Source organism: Pantoea sp. S18 (genome assembly GCF_045689705.1).
GTDB classification, from domain to species: domain Bacteria; phylum Pseudomonadota; class Gammaproteobacteria; order Enterobacterales; family Enterobacteriaceae; genus Pantoea; species Pantoea symbiotica.
In genome coordinates this window covers 464741-482600 of record NZ_CP142688.1, presented here as the reverse complement: position 1 = coordinate 482600, position 17860 = coordinate 464741, and the positions used below count along the sequence as shown (strand labels likewise).

The following is a 17860-nucleotide window of genomic DNA, read 5'->3' as shown; positions in this document are numbered from 1 at the left end:
CAGGCATGAAGATAGATGTGAATTCCGATATGGGCGAAGGCTTCGGCGTTTACCAGCTGTGCGATGACGCCGCGCTGATGAAAGTGGTGTCATCCGCCAATATCGCCTGCGGCTTTCACGCGGGCGATCCGGCGATCATGAGCAACATGGTGCGGCTGGCGAAGGCACACGGCGTAGGGATTGGCGCGCATCCAGGCTTGCCGGATCGTCAGGGTTTTGGCCGTCGCGAACTGCCGTTTAGCGCCGAAGAGATTTGCCAGCAAGTGGCCTATCAGCTCGGTGCGCTCACGGCGATTGCCCGCGCGGAAGGCACCTATGTTTCCCACTTCAGTTTCCACGCCGCGATGGGCAACATCGTCAACCGCGATGCCGCGCTGGCGCAACAGGTGATGGAATTAGTGGCGCGCATCAATAGCGATCTGATCATCTTCGCCCAGCCCGATACCATCATCGAAACCGCCGCGCAGGCGGCTGGCCTGAAAACGCTGACGCTGTTTTTGGCGGACCGCGCCTATGACGCGCAAGGCCGTTTGGTGCCGCGCGGCATTAACGGTGCGGTGATCAAAGAGGAAACCACGTTGCGCGCCCGCGTGCGCCAGTTTTTGCAGCATGGCACGGTAACAACGATTGAAGGTGAAGAGATTGCAGTGCGAGCGCGCTCGATTCTGGTTCACAGCGACACGCCAGGTTCGCTGGTGCTCGCCACCATTGTGCGCAGCGAAATCGAAGCCTGCGGCCATCAGGTCGCCCCAGCCTCAGAAGTTATCGCGCAATGATGTTTTGTAGGGTCGCCATTTATGGCGACCTGGACATCAAACGCAGCCACCACAAAACGCCGCAATGCGATCGCATCCCGTCTCTAACCGCTCCATGCTCGTGGCATACGACAAGCGGATAAACGGGCTCATGCCATACGCCGCGCCCTGCACCGTCACCACGTGCTGCTCCTCAATCAGCGCCAGCACAAAATCGGCATCATTAGTGATCAACCGGCCACCGGCGCTGGTTTTGCCAATGTAACCCGCGATATTCACAAACAGATAAAACGCGCCCTGCGGTTTATGGCAGCGCAAGCCGTCAATCGACGTCAGGCGTTCCAGCACGTAATCGCGGCGCTGACGATAGATGTGCGCGCGCTCCTGCAGCAGATCCTGCGGGCCTTCCAGCACCGCCACCGCCGCTGCCTGGGTTAAGGTGCAAACGCCACCGCTGTTCTGGGTATTCACGTTGCTCATCGCTTTGATCAACGGCGCCGGGCCGCCGCAAAAGCCCAAACGCCAGCCGGTCATGGAATAGGCTTTCGATACGCCATTCACCGTCAGCACGCGGTCAACCAGGCGCGGCTCAACCTGCGCCAGCGTATAAAAGCGCACATCGTCATAAATCAGGTGCTCGTAGATATCGTCGGTCATGATCCACACCTGCGGATGGCGCAACAGCACCTCGCCCAGCGCGTGCAACTCCGCTTTGGTCGCCACCGAACCGGTGGGATTGCTCGGATAGTTGAGCAGCAACCATTTGGTTTTGTCGGTGATGGCAGCATCTAAATCGGCAGGCAGCGGCTTGAAGCCGTTCTCCTGCGCACACGGCAGCGCCACTGGAACGCCACCGGCGAATTTGACGATATCGGCATAGCTGATCCACGACGGCGTCGGGATCACCACTTCATCGCCCGGATTAATGGTCGCGAGGATCGCGTTAAAGATGATCTGCTTAGCGCCGCCGGCGGTGAGGATCTGGCTGACGTCGTAATCGAGCTGATTATCGCGTTTGAACTTCAGCTGGATCGCCTTGCGCAGTGCTGGCGTGCCGTCGGTAGGTGGATAGCGCGTATCTCCGGCGCGCGCGGCGGCGTAAGCGGCTTCAATCGCGTGAGGTGGCGTGGGGAAATCGGGTTCACCGGTTGAAAGCGCTACCACATCAATGCCCTGCGCAGCGAGATCGCGGGCCTTTTGGGTCATAGCAACAGAGGCAGAAACGGTGACATTCTTTAATCGATCGGCTATCTCGGGCATGGGTTAATCCTGGCTCAGTGTCAGCATGAACGGCTTGCAGCAAGCTGCAAACACGACGTGTACCAGAGGATAGGTTTTTGCCCGAAGCGGCAGTTAATAGTGCTTTGTTGTGGTGATATAACACAAAGCGATGACTGAACCGACCGCACACTTTCGCCATAAAGGTGGCGAGCCTGATGTGGAAATGCGCGGCAGGTCACGCGCCAGCGCCTGACGCAATGTTAATAGAGTGTTACTTTGAGTGCCGGTTAACAGCGCGCAATGCCCGTTTACTCACTCCCATCATCGCCAAATCTAATGAGTGAATCGCACCATACCAGTGCAAAGGTCGCTGTTTTACCCTCGCCGTCTCGGCAACTGTCCAACTCAGCATCGGCCTTAGGAGGCACTGTGGCTCTACCCTCCTGTCTGAGTTCACTCGCGAAAGCTTATTTTGGCATCAAGTTTGCTTGATACCCGCTATGCGTTCTGTTGGAGGAAGCGTTCATGAATCTTCGTCGCCTGAAGTACTTTGTTAAAATTGTTGATGTAGGCAGCCTGACCCAGGCCGCCGATATTTTGCATATTGCCCAGCCCGCGCTGAGCCAGCAGCTGGCTACGCTGGAAGGGGAAGTGAATCAGCAACTGCTCATTCGTACCAAGCGCGGCGTGACGCCGACCGAAGCCGGTAAAACGCTCTATTCCCACGCGCAGGCGATTTTGCGCCAGTGCGAGCAGGCACAAAGCGCCATTGAGCTGGTTGGCGCTTCGCTGAGCGGCAGCGTCTCAGTGGGCTTAGCGCCGGGCACTGCCGCACAAAACCTCGCGTTACCGCTGATGATGGAAGTGCAGCAACAGCATCCCGGCATCGTGCTCTACTTCAATGAGAACTTCGGCACCACGCTAAGCGAACTGATCATGAATGGCCGCATGGATATGGCGGTAATTTACGATCACCGCACCATTCACGGCCTGCGCTTTATGCCGCTGATGAAAGAGGATCTCTACTTCGTCTGCCCGTTCAGCCTCGCGCAACCGGTGAAAGAGATCCCGTTGGCGCAGGTGGCGCAATACGATCTGTTCCTGCCGCGCGTTTATAACATCATGCGCAAAGTGCTCGACGATGCCTTCGTACACAACAATCTGCAGTACCGCGTGAAATGCGAGATCGAGTCACAAACCACGCTGAATGCCGCCCTGAGCGCCGGACTTGGCACCACCATCATGCCGGAATCTGCTGCGCGCGCGATGCTGAAAAGCGGCGATGCGTGGATGGCGAAGATCGTCGATCCGGATGTGCAGGTGTCGCTGTCGTTCTGCATGTCGGATCATCTGCCGCTGTCACAGCCGGCCGAAGCGGTGAAATCGATCCTACTGTCGCTGATGTCGCGCCGCAACGTTGAGAATCATCCACTGACCTTAGTGGGATAAGTCCCGCTTATTGCCGCAAAGCGAAACCCTCTTACTGCCCGTATTGCGAACGCGCTAGATTACGATTTTGCCCGCTGTGGCGGGCGTGTTTCGCTTTGACGGGAATTCCATGGATAAAACCGCAATACCGCTGCCGACGCTGCGCGCGCTGGCACGCAAGATGCAATCCTCCGGGCTAAACAGCCTGGCGCTCGATGGCAAGCACTGGTCGGTACGGTTGACCTTCGCCGCCACGCCCGCCGCGCCCGAGCCTGCCACGGTTCCCGCCGCTGAAATCCTCCCCATCACGCAACGCATCGGCGCCCCGATGCCCGGCACGCTGCTGCGCCGCCATCCGCATAGCCAGCAGGATTTTGTCGCGCCCGGCCAGCAGATCATAGCCGGTGAGGTGGTGGCGCTGGTGCAGGTTGGCCCGCTGTATGTGCCGGTGATCAGTCCGGATAATGGCACGGTGCAGTCGTTCGCCGCAGAGCATTCGTCTGCGGTGGAGTATGACGAGGACGTGTTGACGTTTCGGTCGCCATAAATGGCGGGCGAACAGGGTTATAAGGGGCGCTTATTGCCTCAAAATTTTTATGTCTTATGCCCTTGCGGCATAACTGCATACAGTCAAAAGACGCCATAACGAGGAGAGGCAGATGCCATTTTCAGATTACAAAACCGCGCTGGTAACCGGCGCATCCGCGGGAATGGGCGAAGCGATCGTTGAGCGCTTGTGCAAAGAGGGCATCACCGTGCACGCGGTGGCGCGCCGTAAAGAGCAGCTGGCGGCGCTGGCCGATCGTACCGGCTGTATTCCGCACGCGGTGGATGTCAGCGACGTCAACGCGCTGACCGCGCTGTGCAAAGATCTCGAAATCGACATTCTGGTCAACAACGCGGGCCTGTCACATCCGGGATCGATCCTTGATGCCGACGAGAACGTGATTGAAACCCAGGTCGACGTCAATCTGCGCGCGGTGCTGCATCTGTGCCGTTTGCTGGTGCCGGGCATGGTGAAACGCGATCGCGGCCACGTCTTCAACATCACCTCGATTGCTGCCATCTACAACTTCAACGGCAACTCGGTATATCACGCCACTAAAGCCGGTGTGCATGCCCTTTCGCGCCAGCTGCGCGTCGATTGCTACGGCGCACGCGTGCGCATCACCGAAATCTGTCCGGGCCGCGTCGCCACCGATATTTTCGGCAACGTGTCAGGCGATCACGAAGAGGCGCGCCGCCGCTTCATTGATGGCTTCGAACTGCCGCAGGCCAAAGATATCGCCGACTGCGTCGCCTTCGCGCTCGCGGCACCGCTGGCGGTGAATATCGGCAACATCGAAATCACCCCAACGCTGCAGGTGCCGGGCGGTCTTTCCACCATGCGACCGGGCGACCACAGCGCGTAAGTAATTTGCGACCATGAGGTAACAGAATGGCTCTCGATTTCAGCAGTGTGATAACCGGCCAATACGGCCAGATGATCGTTGACGGAACGGTGATCACCCTTGAACTGGCGTTGGGTGCCTGGCTGCTGGCAATGGTGCTGGCGCTGCTTTTGGTGGTGATCCGTCTGACTGAAAACCGCATCGCGGTCGGGCTGGTCAAAGCCTATGTCTCTTATCACCGCAATGTGCCGACGCTGATCCAGTTGATGATGTGGTACTTCGCCATTCCCACGCTGCTGCCGGAAGCGCTGCAGATGTGGATCAACAACTACAACGCCGAGTTCCTGTTCTCCCTCACCGCGCTGGGCCTGTGCCAGGCGGCGTACTTCTCCGAAGATATCCGCAGCGGCCTGCGCGCCATTCCCGACGGCCAGAACGAAGCCGCGCGCGCACTCGGCATGAGCTACGTGCGCGCCATGCGCGGCGTGATTCTGCCGCAGGGCATTCGCAACGCGCTGCCCGCAGTGATCAACCACACGGTGCTGCTGTTTAAAAACACCAGCCTGGCGATGGTGATTGGCGTGGCGGATCTGACCTATGTGACGCGCGATATTGAGAACCAAACGTTCCGTACTTTCGAATCCTACATCGTGGCGACCGTGGGCTATCTGTTCTTCTCCCTGCTGCTGATGGGCCTTGGCGCGCTGCTGGCCCGCCGCTTCCAGCGCGTCTATGCGAGGTAATGGCGATGTTTGAGATTTTCACCATTTTGCATGACAACGGCATGCTGCTGTTGATGGGCCAATACCCGAACGGTCCGATTGGCGGCGTGCTCTGTACGCTGCTGATCTCGGTGCTGGCGGTGCTGCTGGCGTTTCCGATTGGTGTGCTGCTAGGCCTGGCGCGGCTGTCGCCGTGGCGCTGGCTGAGCTGGCCCGCCACCGGCTGGGTTTACCTGCTGCGCGGCATCCCGCTGATGATGGTGGTGTTCTGGACTTACTTCTGTGTGCCGCTGCTGATTGGCCACAACATCAGCGGCTTCGCCACCATGCTGTGTACGCTGGTGATCTATGAAAGTGCCTATATTGCGGAGATCGTGCGCGGCGGCATTCAGGCGTTGCCGCACGGCCAATACGAAGCCTCGCGCGCGTTGGGCATGAGCCACCTGAAAACCCTGCGTCTGGTGATTCTGCCTCAAGCGCTGTTCAACACCTTACCCAGCCTGGTTAGCCAACTGGTGTCGATCATCAAAGACAGTACGCTCGGCTACGTGATCAACGTGCCGGAGCTGACCTTTGCCGCCAATCAGGTGAGCAATCAGCTGTTGACCAAACCGTTCCAGGTGTTCGCTATTGTGGCGCTGAGCTATTACCTCATCTGCTTCAGCCTCACCTGGCTGGCCAATAAACTCGAAGCGCACATTGCGCAGAAACGTCGTCAACCGCCGCAGCCAACGCCCAGCGTGGCACCCGCGGTGATGCTGACTAAAACCTCTTCGCAATAAGGAAACCGCATGGGACCGATGATCATGTTTAATCAGGTCAACAAATGGTACGGCGCGTATCAGGCGCTGACCAACCTGAGCGCCGAGATTAATCCCGGTGAAGTGGTGGTAGTGTGCGGCCCGTCCGGCTCGGGAAAATCGACGCTGATCCGCACCGTTAACCGCCTGGAACCCATCGATGACGGCCAGATCGTGTTTGATGGCACCGATATTCACGGCAGCAGCACGCGCCTCAATCAACTGCGCACGCGCATCGGCTTTGTGTTTCAGAGCTTCAACCTGTTCCCGCATGTGTCGGTGGCCGAGAACATCATGATGTCGCCGATGAAAGTGCTGGGCGTGAAGCGCAGCGAGGCGCGTCGTCAGGCCGGTGAATTGCTGGAACGCGTCGGCTTAGCGCATAAAGCCGATGCCTATCCGGCGCAGCTGTCTGGCGGCCAGCAGCAGCGCGTGGCGATTGCCCGTGCGCTGGCGATGAAGCCGCCGGTGATGCTGTTCGATGAACCGACCTCGGCACTCGATCCAGAGATGGTCGGCGAAGTGTTGTCGGTGATGCGCGGTCTGGCGCAGGAAGGAATGACGATGATGTGCGTCACCCACGAGATGAACTTTGCCCGTGAAGTGGCGGATACCATCTGGTTTATGGATCAGGGACAGATTCTGGAAAAATCACAGCCGGAACAGTTCTTCACCCAACCGCAGCACCCGCGCGCACAGCGCTTCCTCAGCGATTTGCGTTCACATTAATTGTAGGGTCGCCATTTATGGCGACCTGGCCAATAACCGCACCTACCCTCTGTAGGGCCGCCATTCATGGCGACCTTGCCAACCACCGCACCAATCTCAACAATCCACCCACACCGCACCCGCATCGGCGGATTTCACGCACTGCTCTACCCAACGCACGCCCATCAAACCGGCATGCGCGCCTGGATACCAGAAATCCTTGAGGAACGCCTGATCGCCACGATCGGTAGCATCCATTGCCAGCGCAAAACGGCGATAAAGATTGGACCAGGCTTCAAACAATCCTTCCGGATGCCCGCCGCCAATACGGTCGTCCGCCAGCGCGCTTTGATGCAGATAACCCATGCCGCGCTCGAGAATCTGCACCGGCTCGCCCTGCACTTCATAGCGCAGCTGATTCGGCTGTTCGTCCCACCACTCAAGGCTGGCTTTCTCGCCGATCACCCGCACTTTCTGGCCGTGCATCGAACCGCAGTTCACCGCCGACGCCCACATGGTGCCGACCGCGCCGTTGTCGTACTCCATCATCACGAAGGCGTTATCCTCCAGCGGCGCACGGGTTTTGACAAAACTCTGGCGGCTGCACAGCAGGCGTTTCACCTGCAGATGCGGCACCATGGTTTCAGCGATAAACAGCGGATGCGTCGCCAAATCGCCCAGCACATAGCTCGGCCCGACGAAGCGCGGATCGACGCGCCACTTGGTGCTTTCGTTCTGCAATTCAACCGCTTGGTTATGGAAGCCATGCGCGAACTGCATGTTGATGATGCGGATCTCGCCCAGCAAACCTTCAGCAATCATCTCGCGCGCCTGATGTATCAGCTGATGTCCGGCGTAACCGTAGGTCACACCGATGATTTTCTTCTTCTCCGCGCACAGCTGTTCCAGCTCATCGGCTTCGGCGGCGGTGAAGCACAGCGGCTTCTCGCACACCACATGCAAACCCGCATTGAGCGCGGCGCGGCAGATGGTGAAGTGCGTGTTATTTGGCGTGGCGATTGACACCGCTTCAATGCCGTCCGGACGCGCCGCTTCTGCCGCAAACATCGTTTCGTAATCCGCATAGCAGCGATCGGCGTCAATACCTAGCGAGGTGCCAAAGGCGCGGCCGCGCTCGGCGTTGATATCGAACGCGCCCGCCAGCAGCGTGAAGTTGTTGTCACGCGTGGCCGCCGAACGGTGAATGTAACCAATCTGGCTGGTACCGCCGCCGCCAACCATGCCCCAGCGCAGCGAGCGATCCAAAGCTTTAATGCCGTTAATCATGCTGTTCTCCTCAGAATCCGACCGATTGCAAATAGTGCAGGCTGGCGGTGACGTCACGCAGGCTGGTGTCGGCATCACGCGGATCGCGCTCCTGCTCGACGGTGATCCAGCCCTGATAATTGCGCTCTGCCAGGAAGGCGCGCACCGCCGGATAATCAATCGCCCCTTTGCCAATCGGGCACATCACGCCTTCTGCGCAGGCAGCAAAGAAATCGACGCCGCGTGCAATCACGTCGCGCCACACCGCATCGTTAACGTCTTTGAAGTGCAGGTAATCGATGCGATCCCAGTAGCGGCTGAGGTAAGGAATCGGATCCATGCCGGAGTAGTACAAATGCCCAGTATCGAGGCACAAACCGGCGACTTCGTGCGGGATGTCTTCCACCAGCTGTTGCAGCTCGTCGGCGAACTCAATGCAGCCGCCGGCATGCGGATGGATCACCGCGCGCACGCCATATTCGTTCCAGGCAATCTGGCTCAGCGTGGTGATGTGCTGCATCATGCGCTGCCACTCTTCTTCTGACAGGCGCGGCGCCTTGTCGGATTGACCGGCGTATTTGGCGCGTTCTGGATTACCGAAGTCGATAATTACCAGATAAGGCGCAGGTTTGTTGTCCGCATGGGTTTTGGTGGCGGTTGGCACCAGAGACAAGTTGCGGCAAATGTTGTGCGTCAACTCAACCATCGCCGGGAAATTGGCTTCACTCACCAAATCATCAAAAATGGTGCCCGCCACCAGCGACAGTTCATGCGCTTCCAGCTGCTGACGCAGTTCGGCAGGTTCAACCGGCAGATAGGTCCACGGGCCCAGCTCAATGCTTTTGTAACCGGCCTGTGACGCTTCACTCAGGACTTTCTGCCACAGTGGCAGGAAAGGATTTTTCGGGTCATCAACGCCCCAGCTACAGGGCGCGTTAGCAATATGAATAGTCATGATCGTTCCTTGCGATAGTGGATAGCGCAAGTATCAAATAAATATTTCATCATCAACAACCATGAAATATTCATTTTTTGATAACGATCAAGTTATTTATTATCACAATAATGATAGATTATCTATCAATTCCAGCATTGACACCGTTTGGTCGCCATAAATGGCGCCCCTACAAAACCGCTCCAAACCTTGTAGGGTCGCCATTTATGGCGACCTTTTTGTAATGTATTACAGGTTTTCACGCGTGACGATATCGAACGGCAGGATGATCTGGGTGAAATGATCGCCTGGCTCCGCATGATGCTGCTGCACCATCTGCGCCAAACGCATGGCCATTTCGTCGATGCGGTTGCGGATCATCACCGTGATGGTGCCATCAATCAGCGCCAGCTCGCCCTCTTTCACCGGACCATGACAAATCAACGCCACCTTGCGCTGCGGCTGCTGGCGCAACGCGTGAATCACGCCCTCAATGCCGCCGCACGGCGCGAAGATCAGCGCCAAATCGGCATGTTCTTCCAGTAACTGACGCGTGGAACGGTAGCCGCCATCTATCGATTCATTGGTCTTCAGCGGCTCCAGCACACGCCGCGCGCTATCCTGTTCGCGCAGATAGGAGCGGAAACTGATCTCATTGCTCTCCTGACAGATAAAGCGATGGTCGCCCACCAGCACGCCGACCGAGCCCGGCTGATGCAGCAGATGCGTGGCAATCCAAGCAGCAGTGCGCCCGGCTTTCTGATTATCCAGGCCGACATAACCGGCGTGGCCGCACGGCGAAAAGTTGGAAAACAGCGCATAAACGCGCACGCCCTGACGCGATATGTTTTCTATCGCATGGCGAATCAGCGGGTGGTCCAGCGCGACTAAACCAATGGCATCTACCTGATCGGCCAGCGCATACAGCGAGGCCACCACCGCTTCCACATCATCGATGTCGTGCCAGGTAAACAGCGGTTCGCTGCCTGCCGGATGAAACGGCTGCGTATGCTGACGCAGCGCATCAGTGAGGGAATGATAGAACGAGTAGGATTTTGACAGCAGGATAAAGCCCATGCGCAGCGTTACGCTTGAGGCGGGCGCGATGCCGCTCAGCAGCGGCACATTGCCGATGCGATAGCCGAGGCGATTGGCCGCTTCCAGCACCTTCTGCTCCGTCGCGGCGCGCACCGGCGCACGACGGTTTAATACGCGATCGACGGTCGCCACGCCAACACCGGCAGCGGCGGCAATCGCGGTCATAGTGATTTTACTCATGCGCTATTTCCAGATTAAAAATGATAATAAATTATCAAAAATAATGCCCTAACCCGCGATAAATCACCAATCCTCAAACGCAGAAATCATCATTGAACGACATCGAGTGATAGAGAATCTCTCAGTATTTTGATCGCCCTCGCAAAAACGAAACAACCCATTTCATTTCCATACCATTCAGAATAAATGTTTGATATTTATTGGCGCATTAAAGGCGGTTTAGGCTGATGGTTTCGCATCAGAAAAAGAGTAGAGACTGCGGTTGGCTCTTACTACATTTAACGCGATCTGCCTTAAAAAGGTCGAATAAACGGAGATACCATGTTCCCTACCACTTTACCTGTCCCGCGTCGTCATCCTGCCCATCAAATTCCTGCGCTGCGCTGGGGCATTGTCGGGCCCGGCTGGATTGCCGATCACTTTGCCAACGCGCTGCGCCACCATACGCAGCAGCAGCTGGTGGCGGTCTCTTCGCGCAGCCTCGATAAAGCGCAAGCCTTTGCCACTAAATGGGAAATCCCGCATGCGGTGGAAGGCATTGATGCATTGCTCAGCCGCAACGATGTCGATGTGGTGTATATCGCCACGCCGCATAATCATCACTTCAGCGACGGTCTGCGTACCTTGCAGGCTGGCAAACATGTGCTGATTGAAAAACCGCTGGCGCTCAACGCGCAGCAAGCCTTGCAGCTGCAACAGGCGGCACAACAGCAGCAGCGCTTGTGCGTTGAAGCGATGTGGTGCGACTTTGCGCCAAAATACGATGTGATTCGCCAGCTGTTAGCCGATGGCGCATTAGGTGACGTTCATACGCTGCTGGCCGATCATGGCGAGTACTTCACCGAAGATCACCGCATTTTCAATGCGGACTTGGCAGGCGGCACCATGCTGGATCTCGGCAGCTATCTGCTGGGATTGAGTGTTTTAGTCGGCGGTGCACCCGCTAGCATTATCGCCGTGGGCCAGCCCGCGCCGGGTGGCGTCAACGGCCAGGCGTCGATGCTGCTGACCCACGCCAACGGCATGCATTCGGTGCTGAATACCACGCTGTTCAGCAACACGCCCGGCACCGCCGTAATCGCCGGTCGTGATGCCACGCTTTATCTCGACGGCCAGTTTTACGCGCCGGGTAACTTCCGTCTGACCTCCAGCGATGGCCGCCACACGCTGCGCTGGGAAGAACCGGCTAATCGCTATATTCAGCTCAGTCATGAAATCGAACATACCGCCTGGTGTATTCATCAGGGCCTGACCGACTCGCCTGTGCGTCCGCTTGCCACCTCACTGGCGACCTTGAGCGCGATGGATGCAGTGCGGCAGCAGATCGGTGTGGTCTTTAATGAAGAGCGCACCGCTTAACGCTCAGGAGAAAACAATGAAAATCGCTTTTGATGTGGATGTAATCAGGGATCTCGGCATCACGCGCATGGTGCATCAGGTGGCAGAATGGGGCTACAAGTACATCGAGCAGTCGCCGCATCCGCAGATCAACCCGTTCTATAAACATCCGAAAGCCAGCCGTGAAATCATGCGCGAATACAAGAATGCGCTGAATGCCACCGGGCTGGAAATCTCCTCGTTTATCACCGTTTATCGCTGGTCTGGCCCGGATGAACTGCGTCGTCAGGCGGCGGTGAAGAACTGGAAACGCATGATCGAGATCGCCGTCGAAATGGGCGTGCAGGTGATCAATACCGAGCTGTCGGGTAATCCCAACGAGCCGGAAATTTGTGAAGAGATGTTCTATCGCTCAATGGAAGAGCTGCTGCCGATCATCGAACGTGAAGGCATCCGCGTTGAAATTCAGGCGCATCCGTGGGATTTCTGCGAGCAGAGCAACGAAACCGCTGACATTGTTAAGTCGTTCCGCAGCGAAAACGTGAAGTACATCTACAGCGCACCGCACACCTTCTATTACGACAAAGGCGTGGGCGATGTGAAGAACATGCTGCATTACGCGGGCGACGATCTGTCGCATATGCTGATCGCCGATACCATGAACCACACCAAACACTGCCGCTATATCGTCAACCCGCCAGGCGTGGATGCCACCATCCACCAGCACGTGGCGGTCGGTGAAGGCGAAGTGAATTTCGATGCGCTGTTTGAAGCGCTGCGCGAAATGAATTTCGCCAACCGTACCTTTAAGGTCGGCGGCGAGTCGATTATCTCGGCGGCGCTGTTTGGCTATCCGGAAAAGATGAAGTATCAGGCGGTGGAAACCCGTGAGCTGATTGAGCGTGAGCTGTTGGGTTAGTTAAGTGCTCGATCGGTCCCTTCTCCCGCTGGCGGGAGAAGGTTAGGATGAGGGCCCGCTCTGATGGAATGCATGCAACATGAAAGCAGTGACGCTGGCCGAGCTGGCAAAACAACTGGGCGTTGGTGTCGCCACGGTTGACCGGGTACTCAACGATCGCGGCGGCGTATCACCCGCCATGAGCAAAAAAATCCTGCAGGCAGCGCGTGACGCCGGTTTGAAACGCATTCTGCCCGAAGAGCATCGCCATCCGTGGCAGATCGAAGTGCTGCTCAGCGGTAACGCCTCCTTCTTCTTCCAGCAACTAGCGCAAGATTTTGCCAAACTCGCCGACGAACTCGGTTATCGTCGCCTGCGTCTGCATCGCACGCTGATTCCGGAAAACGCGCCAGAGAAACTCGCCGCGCACATCACCGCCAGCAGTAAAAAGATGGACGCGCTGATCGTCTTCGCCCATGAAAACCCGCTGATCTACGATGCGCTCGCCGCCTGTAAAGCGCGTGGCGTGCCGGTGATCACCCTGGTCGCCGATCTGCCCGATGCCGAGCGGCTGTGTCACGTCGGCATCGATCAATACAAAGCCGGACGCACCGCCGGTTTGATGCTCGGCAGCATGCTGTCGCAGCCGGGTGAAGTGGTGTTGATGAGCGGACGCGCCGATTACGCAGCGCATCGCCTGCGCATTGAGGGTTTTCAGGCGGTGCTGGCCGAACGCTTTCCGCAGCTGCGCCTGCGCGAGATTCTTGCCGGTCAGGATGAACGCGAACGCATCAGCCGCCTGTTAGAAAAAACGCTGGCCGCACCCACACCGATCGTCGGGTTGTATAACACCGGCATTGGCAACACCCAGGTGCACGAAGCGCTGGCGCGGCATCGGCTCGACGGCAAAGTGCTGTACGTCACGCACGAGTTGTACAGCACCACACGTCGGCTGTTGCAGGATCGCGTGCTGACCTTAACCCTCGATCAAAACACCCTGCGCCATGCCCAGCTCGCCTTAACGCTGATGCTGCGGCATCTGGAAGAGGGCGAGATTCCCGATACCTATCAGCCTGGTAAAGTGGACTTTATGCTGTTTACGCAAGAGAACTTTACATAATCGGACTTTGCGTCGCACCGCCAGCGCGGTTAAATCGCCTGTATCACGCGCTGCTACACTCAGTAGCAGCAAAAATACAAACACAACAAGGCGAAACCACTATGTCGGAACATCAGTATCAGCCCGCGAAAGTCTGGACCTGGGACCCGGAAGCCAAAGGTAACGGCGCGAAAACCAACCGTCCAACCGCCGGGCCGACGCACGAGAAAGTCCTGCCGGTCGGCAAACATCCGCTGCAGCTTTATTCGCTCGGCACGCCAAACGGCCAGAAAATTACTATCCTGCTGGAAGAGTTGCTGGCGGTCGGTGCCAAAGACGCTGAGTACGATGCCTGGCTGATCCGTATCGGCGATGGCGATCAGTTCTCCAGCGGATTTGTCGATGTAAACCCTAACTCGAAAATCCCGGCGCTGAGCGACCATTCCGTCACGCCACCGCAGCGCGTGTTTGAATCCGGCAACATCCTGCTCTATCTGGCTGAGAAGTTTGGCCACTTCCTGCCAACCTCACTGGCGGGTCGCACCGAAACCCTGAACTGGCTGTTCTGGCTGCAAGGTTCTGCGCCGTACCTCGGCGGCGGCTTTGGTCACTTCTATCACTACGCGCCAGAAAAAATCGAGTACGCCATCAACCGCTTCACGCTGGAAGCCAAACGTCAGCTGGATGTGCTGGATCGCCAGCTGGCCGATAATCGCTTCCTCGCCGGTGATGAATACACCATCGCCGATATCGCTACCTGGCCGTGGTACGGCAATCTGGTGCTGAACAACCAATATGGCGGCAGCGAATTCCTTGATGCGCAGTCGTACAAAAATGTGGTGCGCTGGGCGAAAGAGATTGCCGAGCGTCCGGCGGTGATTCGTGGTCGTAAAGTGAATCGCGCCTTTGGTGCCGAGCCGCAGGATCAGCTGCTGGAGCGCCATGATGCCGCCGATTTCGATAACAACACTGAAGACAAACGCCAGGCGCGAGGAGAGAAGTAATGGCTGCATATGTGGTGTTTATTAAGGACGAAACCTTAGACAAAGACGAGCTGGCGAAGTACTCCGAGAAAGCCGGCCAGGCGCGCGGCGATCACCCGATCACCCCGCTGGCGTTTTATGGCGCGCTGGAAACGCTGGAAGGCCCGGAAGCGGAAGGCGTGGTGGTGCTGGAGTTCCCGGATGCTGAGGCGGCGAAAGGCTGGTATTTCAGCCCGGCATATCAGGAAGCCAAAGCGCATCGCCTGAAAGGCGCGAAGTACCGCGTGCTGCTGGTGAATGGCGTAGCATAAGCGAGTCCGCGCGGTGATTAACCAGGTCGCCATAAATGGCGACCCTACAAATTCCGACGTAGGGTCGCCATTCATGGCGACCTTCTTAATGGTCGCACTTACCCCAACTTAAACAACGAAATCGCCTGCTTCAACGCATTGGCCTGCTGCTGCTGTTGCTGCGCCACCTGCAGCGTTTCCGCCACGTGCTGCACGTTATGATGCACGCTGTGATCGATGCTATTGATGCTCTGCTGAATCTGCTCAATGCTCAAATTCTGCTGCTCACTCATCTCCGACAGTTCCGTCACCAGCTGCGATAACCCACTAATACTGCTATGAATCTCGCGCATGGTTTGTGCCGCATGCTCCACCTGCACGGTGCCGTGCTCGGTGCTGGTTGAACTGGCATCCATCAGCTGACGGATTTCGCGCGCCGCACTTTCGCTGCGCATCGCCAGATTACGCACTTCGCTGGCGACCACGGCGAAACCGCGTCCCTGATTACCGGCGCGCGCCGCTTCTACCGAGGCGTTCAGCGACAGAATGTTGGTCTGAAACGCAATGCCGTCGATCAGCTCCAGAATGATCTTCACCCTTCGCGACTCTTCGCTGATTTTCTCCATCGAACGAATCGCCGACTGAATATTCTCTTCGCCGCGCGTCGCCACCGCGCGGGTTTCACTCGCCAGCTCGCGTGCGCTCTGCGCTTTATCGCGGGTTAAGCTGGCGGCGATGCTGATTTCTGTCATCGCGCTGGCCGCCACTTCCAGGGCCTGCGCCTGTTCATCGGTACGCGTTGAGAGCGCGGCGTTGCGTTCAAGAATGCTATCAGACTCCGCCAGCAACAGGCCTACGCCGTCGCTAACCTAATGCAAGGTGCCGTGCATGGTGCCAAGCGTAGTACTGAAGGTGCGCGCAAACGGCGTTTCACTCTGCTGGGTATCGGCACTCAGCGTGAGATAACCGGCTTGCTGATTGATGTGGGCCGCCAGTTGCGCCACTTCGCTGGCGGAGCGCGCATCCGCAGCCATCTGGCGCGCAATCACCAGCAGCATCGCGGTTTGCACCACCACAAACAGCGCGTGGAACAACACCATGTCCCAGCCCGGATGATGGAACACCACCACGCCGAAGAGATCATTTTCCTGCAGATAATTGAATAACACATGATGCGTGGCCGCAGCAGCAGCGCCCATCAATAACGGGCGCACATCGCGCCATGCCAGCAGCGCCGACATCAGCACAAACACCGAGAAGTGGTATTCGGTTTCGCCGCCGCCTACCTGAATCAGCAAGCCCGCCCAGCCGATTAACAACGTGGATAACACCAGCCGTGAAGTGAGCGTACCGCGCAGTGCGGTGCCGAAAAACGTCGCCAGCAGCGCCAGCACCAGGCCAGCAATCAACGCCACCAGCACGCTGTCATTGAGCCAGCCAACGCCAAGTGCAATCGGCAACAGCGCCCAACTGAGGATCACCGCCAGGCTATCCGCGCGCTGGGCGATACGTTTGAGCGAAACCATCTCCACCGGCGAAGCCGCCGGGCCTGACAAGGGCGTTGCGATCATGACATTTTTCCACACCAGAAGTTGATCGTAGAGCCCCAAAATCGTGGGGCAAAGCGCACGGACTCAGTGGTAAAAACATCGGCGGAGCGGCGCGAAAGTTTAGTTACGGTAATTAATGATGTGTGGAATTGTGAAAAGGATCACCGAAGTCGTGCAACACAATTTCATTCCCTTCAGCACAGAAAACGATAGACTTGTTCGCCACACAGGCTGTTAACGGATAGAGGCTAATGATGGATTCACCCTGCACGCTCAGCGTCCTGGTCACGGCTCATAATTGCGAAAAGTATATTGCCGAGACATTAAACAGCCTTAAAGAGGCCTGCACGGGCGTTGAGGATGCTGTCGAGATTATTTTGGTGAACGACTCATCCACGGACAATACCGGTGAGTTGCTGCATACCTTTGCCGCTTCATTCAGCCAGGTGAAAATCTTTGACGTGATGTTCCGCAACATCGGCAAAGTGAGAAATTTTGGCGTCAGCAAATGCAGCGGCCACTATGTCACTATGTTGGATGGTGACGATCAGCTTCTGCCGCACGCCTTTGCTGGCATCGTGCCTTTTTTACAGGCCCAGCAACCCGATATTCTGCTGGCGCCGCTGAATGAAGTTTATGAAAGTAAGCCGCAGCCGCTAAAGTGGAACGATTTGCAGGTTACTGCCTTGTCGCAGCATCAGGTGATTGAAAAATTCCTTATCCATCGCGATATTCAGGCGCATTTTATCGGCCAGTTTATTAGACGATCGCTGTTTGCCAATAATCACTTTCCCGATTTCACCTGCTATGAAGATGCGTATTTATTTCCTTCTATCCTGAAAGCCAGTGAAAAGATCTCTTTAGCAAAATATGGGCCTTATCTTTATTTTAAACGGGGTCAAAGCCTCTCCAGCGCGCTGGATGCCAATAAAATATCGATGCTGATCAAAGCCACGCAACAGATGGATAATGTGCTCGGTGAAAAATACCGCAACCTGCTCGCTTGCCATTGGATCAATCTGGCACATAAGTTTTATCCGTTAATCAGTGATGAGCATGAAAAAGGTGTCGTGAAGCAGGCGATAGAAAACGTGCCTTTCGCTTCATTTATGATGGACAGTAAAGTCAGATTTAGCCTGAAGAAAAAGTTTCTGAAGATGAAGTTGCGGGGAATGGCTTGAGGCGTTGAGGAAAGCGGT

General features: G+C 56.9%; 17 protein-coding genes and 1 pseudogene. 13 read left to right on the top strand and 5 right to left on the bottom strand.

What is annotated here, in order from left to right:
* Positions 1-5: 5 nt before the first annotated feature.
* Entirely contained in the window at positions 6-776 is a 771-nt protein-coding gene (locus VIJ98_RS02100; RefSeq protein WP_323272045.1) for a 5-oxoprolinase subunit PxpA, read from the top strand.
* Positions 777-812: 36 nt separating this feature from the next.
* On the opposite strand, the gene VIJ98_RS02095 is transcribed toward VIJ98_RS02100, so the two are convergent.
* A complete protein-coding gene (locus VIJ98_RS02095) occupies positions 813-2015 on the bottom strand; it encodes a pyridoxal phosphate-dependent aminotransferase (RefSeq protein ID WP_008106959.1) in 1203 nt (400 codons plus the stop codon).
* A 486-nt stretch (positions 2016-2501) separates the two neighbouring features.
* Between VIJ98_RS02095 and nac the strand changes: the two genes are divergently transcribed.
* The 6 genes from nac to VIJ98_RS02065 all read left to right on the top strand — a co-directional run bounded on the left by nac (position 2502) and on the right by VIJ98_RS02065 (position 7046).
* The gene (nac, locus tag VIJ98_RS02090) at positions 2502-3425 is read left to right on the top strand and encodes a nitrogen assimilation transcriptional regulator NAC (protein ID WP_049851333.1); all 924 of its coding nucleotides are present in this window, start codon (positions 2502-2504) and stop codon (positions 3423-3425) included.
* 109 nt (positions 3426-3534) lie between these two features.
* The gene (locus VIJ98_RS02085) at positions 3535-3951 is read left to right on the top strand and encodes a biotin/lipoyl-containing protein (protein ID WP_323272043.1); all 417 of its coding nucleotides are present in this window, start codon (positions 3535-3537) and stop codon (positions 3949-3951) included.
* 112 nt (positions 3952-4063) lie between these two features.
* The gene (locus VIJ98_RS02080; RefSeq protein WP_008106954.1) at positions 4064-4816 is read left to right on the top strand and encodes an SDR family oxidoreductase; all 753 of its coding nucleotides are present in this window, start codon (positions 4064-4066) and stop codon (positions 4814-4816) included.
* 26 nt (positions 4817-4842) lie between these two features.
* Complete coding sequence (locus VIJ98_RS02075; RefSeq protein ID WP_154182578.1) at positions 4843-5538, top strand: amino acid ABC transporter permease; 696 nt, start codon at positions 4843-4845, stop codon at positions 5536-5538.
* Positions 5539-5543: 5 nt separating this feature from the next.
* The gene (locus VIJ98_RS02070) at positions 5544-6299 is read left to right on the top strand and encodes an amino acid ABC transporter permease (RefSeq protein ID WP_154154573.1); all 756 of its coding nucleotides are present in this window, start codon (positions 5544-5546) and stop codon (positions 6297-6299) included.
* A 9-nt stretch (positions 6300-6308) separates the two neighbouring features.
* Positions 6309-7046 (top strand): amino acid ABC transporter ATP-binding protein, encoded by a 738-nt coding sequence (locus VIJ98_RS02065; protein WP_008106948.1) that lies wholly within the window; start codon positions 6309-6311, stop codon positions 7044-7046.
* Positions 7047-7142: 96 nt separating this feature from the next.
* Here the strand turns inward: VIJ98_RS02065 and VIJ98_RS02060 are convergent, their stop codons facing one another.
* The 3 genes from VIJ98_RS02060 to VIJ98_RS02050 all read right to left on the bottom strand — a co-directional run bounded on the left by VIJ98_RS02060 (position 7143) and on the right by VIJ98_RS02050 (position 10503).
* On the bottom strand, positions 7143-8312 hold the full coding sequence (locus VIJ98_RS02060) for a Gfo/Idh/MocA family oxidoreductase (RefSeq protein ID WP_323272039.1): 1170 nt from the start codon (positions 8310-8312) through the stop codon (positions 7143-7145).
* Between the two features lie 10 nt (positions 8313-8322).
* On the bottom strand, positions 8323-9246 hold the full coding sequence (locus tag VIJ98_RS02055) for a TIM barrel protein (RefSeq protein ID WP_323272037.1): 924 nt from the start codon (positions 9244-9246) through the stop codon (positions 8323-8325).
* Positions 9247-9474: 228 nt separating this feature from the next.
* Positions 9475-10503, bottom strand: coding sequence for a LacI family DNA-binding transcriptional regulator (locus tag VIJ98_RS02050; RefSeq protein ID WP_323272035.1), 1029 nt, complete (start codon positions 10501-10503; stop codon positions 9475-9477).
* Between the two features lie 321 nt (positions 10504-10824).
* Between VIJ98_RS02050 and VIJ98_RS02045 the strand changes: the two genes are divergently transcribed.
* From VIJ98_RS02045 to VIJ98_RS02025, 5 genes are all read left to right on the top strand, one after another.
* The gene (locus VIJ98_RS02045; RefSeq protein WP_323272033.1) at positions 10825-11862 is read left to right on the top strand and encodes a Gfo/Idh/MocA family oxidoreductase; all 1038 of its coding nucleotides are present in this window, start codon (positions 10825-10827) and stop codon (positions 11860-11862) included.
* A gap of 16 nt (positions 11863-11878) precedes the next feature.
* Positions 11879-12760 carry a sugar phosphate isomerase/epimerase family protein gene (locus VIJ98_RS02040; RefSeq protein ID WP_007888450.1) on the top strand — a complete coding sequence of 294 codons (882 nt, stop codon included), beginning with the start codon at positions 11879-11881 and terminating at the stop codon, positions 12758-12760.
* A 79-nt stretch (positions 12761-12839) separates the two neighbouring features.
* A complete protein-coding gene (locus VIJ98_RS02035; RefSeq protein WP_323272030.1) occupies positions 12840-13859 on the top strand; it encodes a LacI family DNA-binding transcriptional regulator in 1020 nt (339 codons plus the stop codon).
* A 101-nt stretch (positions 13860-13960) separates the two neighbouring features.
* Positions 13961-14842 carry a glutathione-dependent disulfide-bond oxidoreductase gene (gene yghU, locus VIJ98_RS02030; protein ID WP_323272028.1) on the top strand — a complete coding sequence of 294 codons (882 nt, stop codon included), beginning with the start codon at positions 13961-13963 and terminating at the stop codon, positions 14840-14842.
* Positions 14842-15132 (top strand): DUF1330 domain-containing protein, encoded by a 291-nt coding sequence (locus VIJ98_RS02025; RefSeq protein WP_179451863.1) that lies wholly within the window; start codon positions 14842-14844, stop codon positions 15130-15132. The genes yghU and VIJ98_RS02025 overlap by 1 nt, the downstream gene beginning before the upstream one ends.
* Positions 15133-15230: 98 nt before the next feature.
* Here the strand turns inward: VIJ98_RS02025 and VIJ98_RS02020 are convergent.
* A pseudogene (locus VIJ98_RS02020) lies at positions 15231-16682 on the bottom strand (methyl-accepting chemotaxis protein).
* 230 nt (positions 16683-16912) lie between these two features.
* Between VIJ98_RS02020 and VIJ98_RS02015 the strand changes: the two are divergent.
* Positions 16913-17842 (top strand): glycosyltransferase family 2 protein, encoded by a 930-nt coding sequence (locus tag VIJ98_RS02015; RefSeq protein ID WP_323272025.1) that lies wholly within the window; start codon positions 16913-16915, stop codon positions 17840-17842.
* Positions 17843-17860 lie beyond the last annotated feature (18 nt).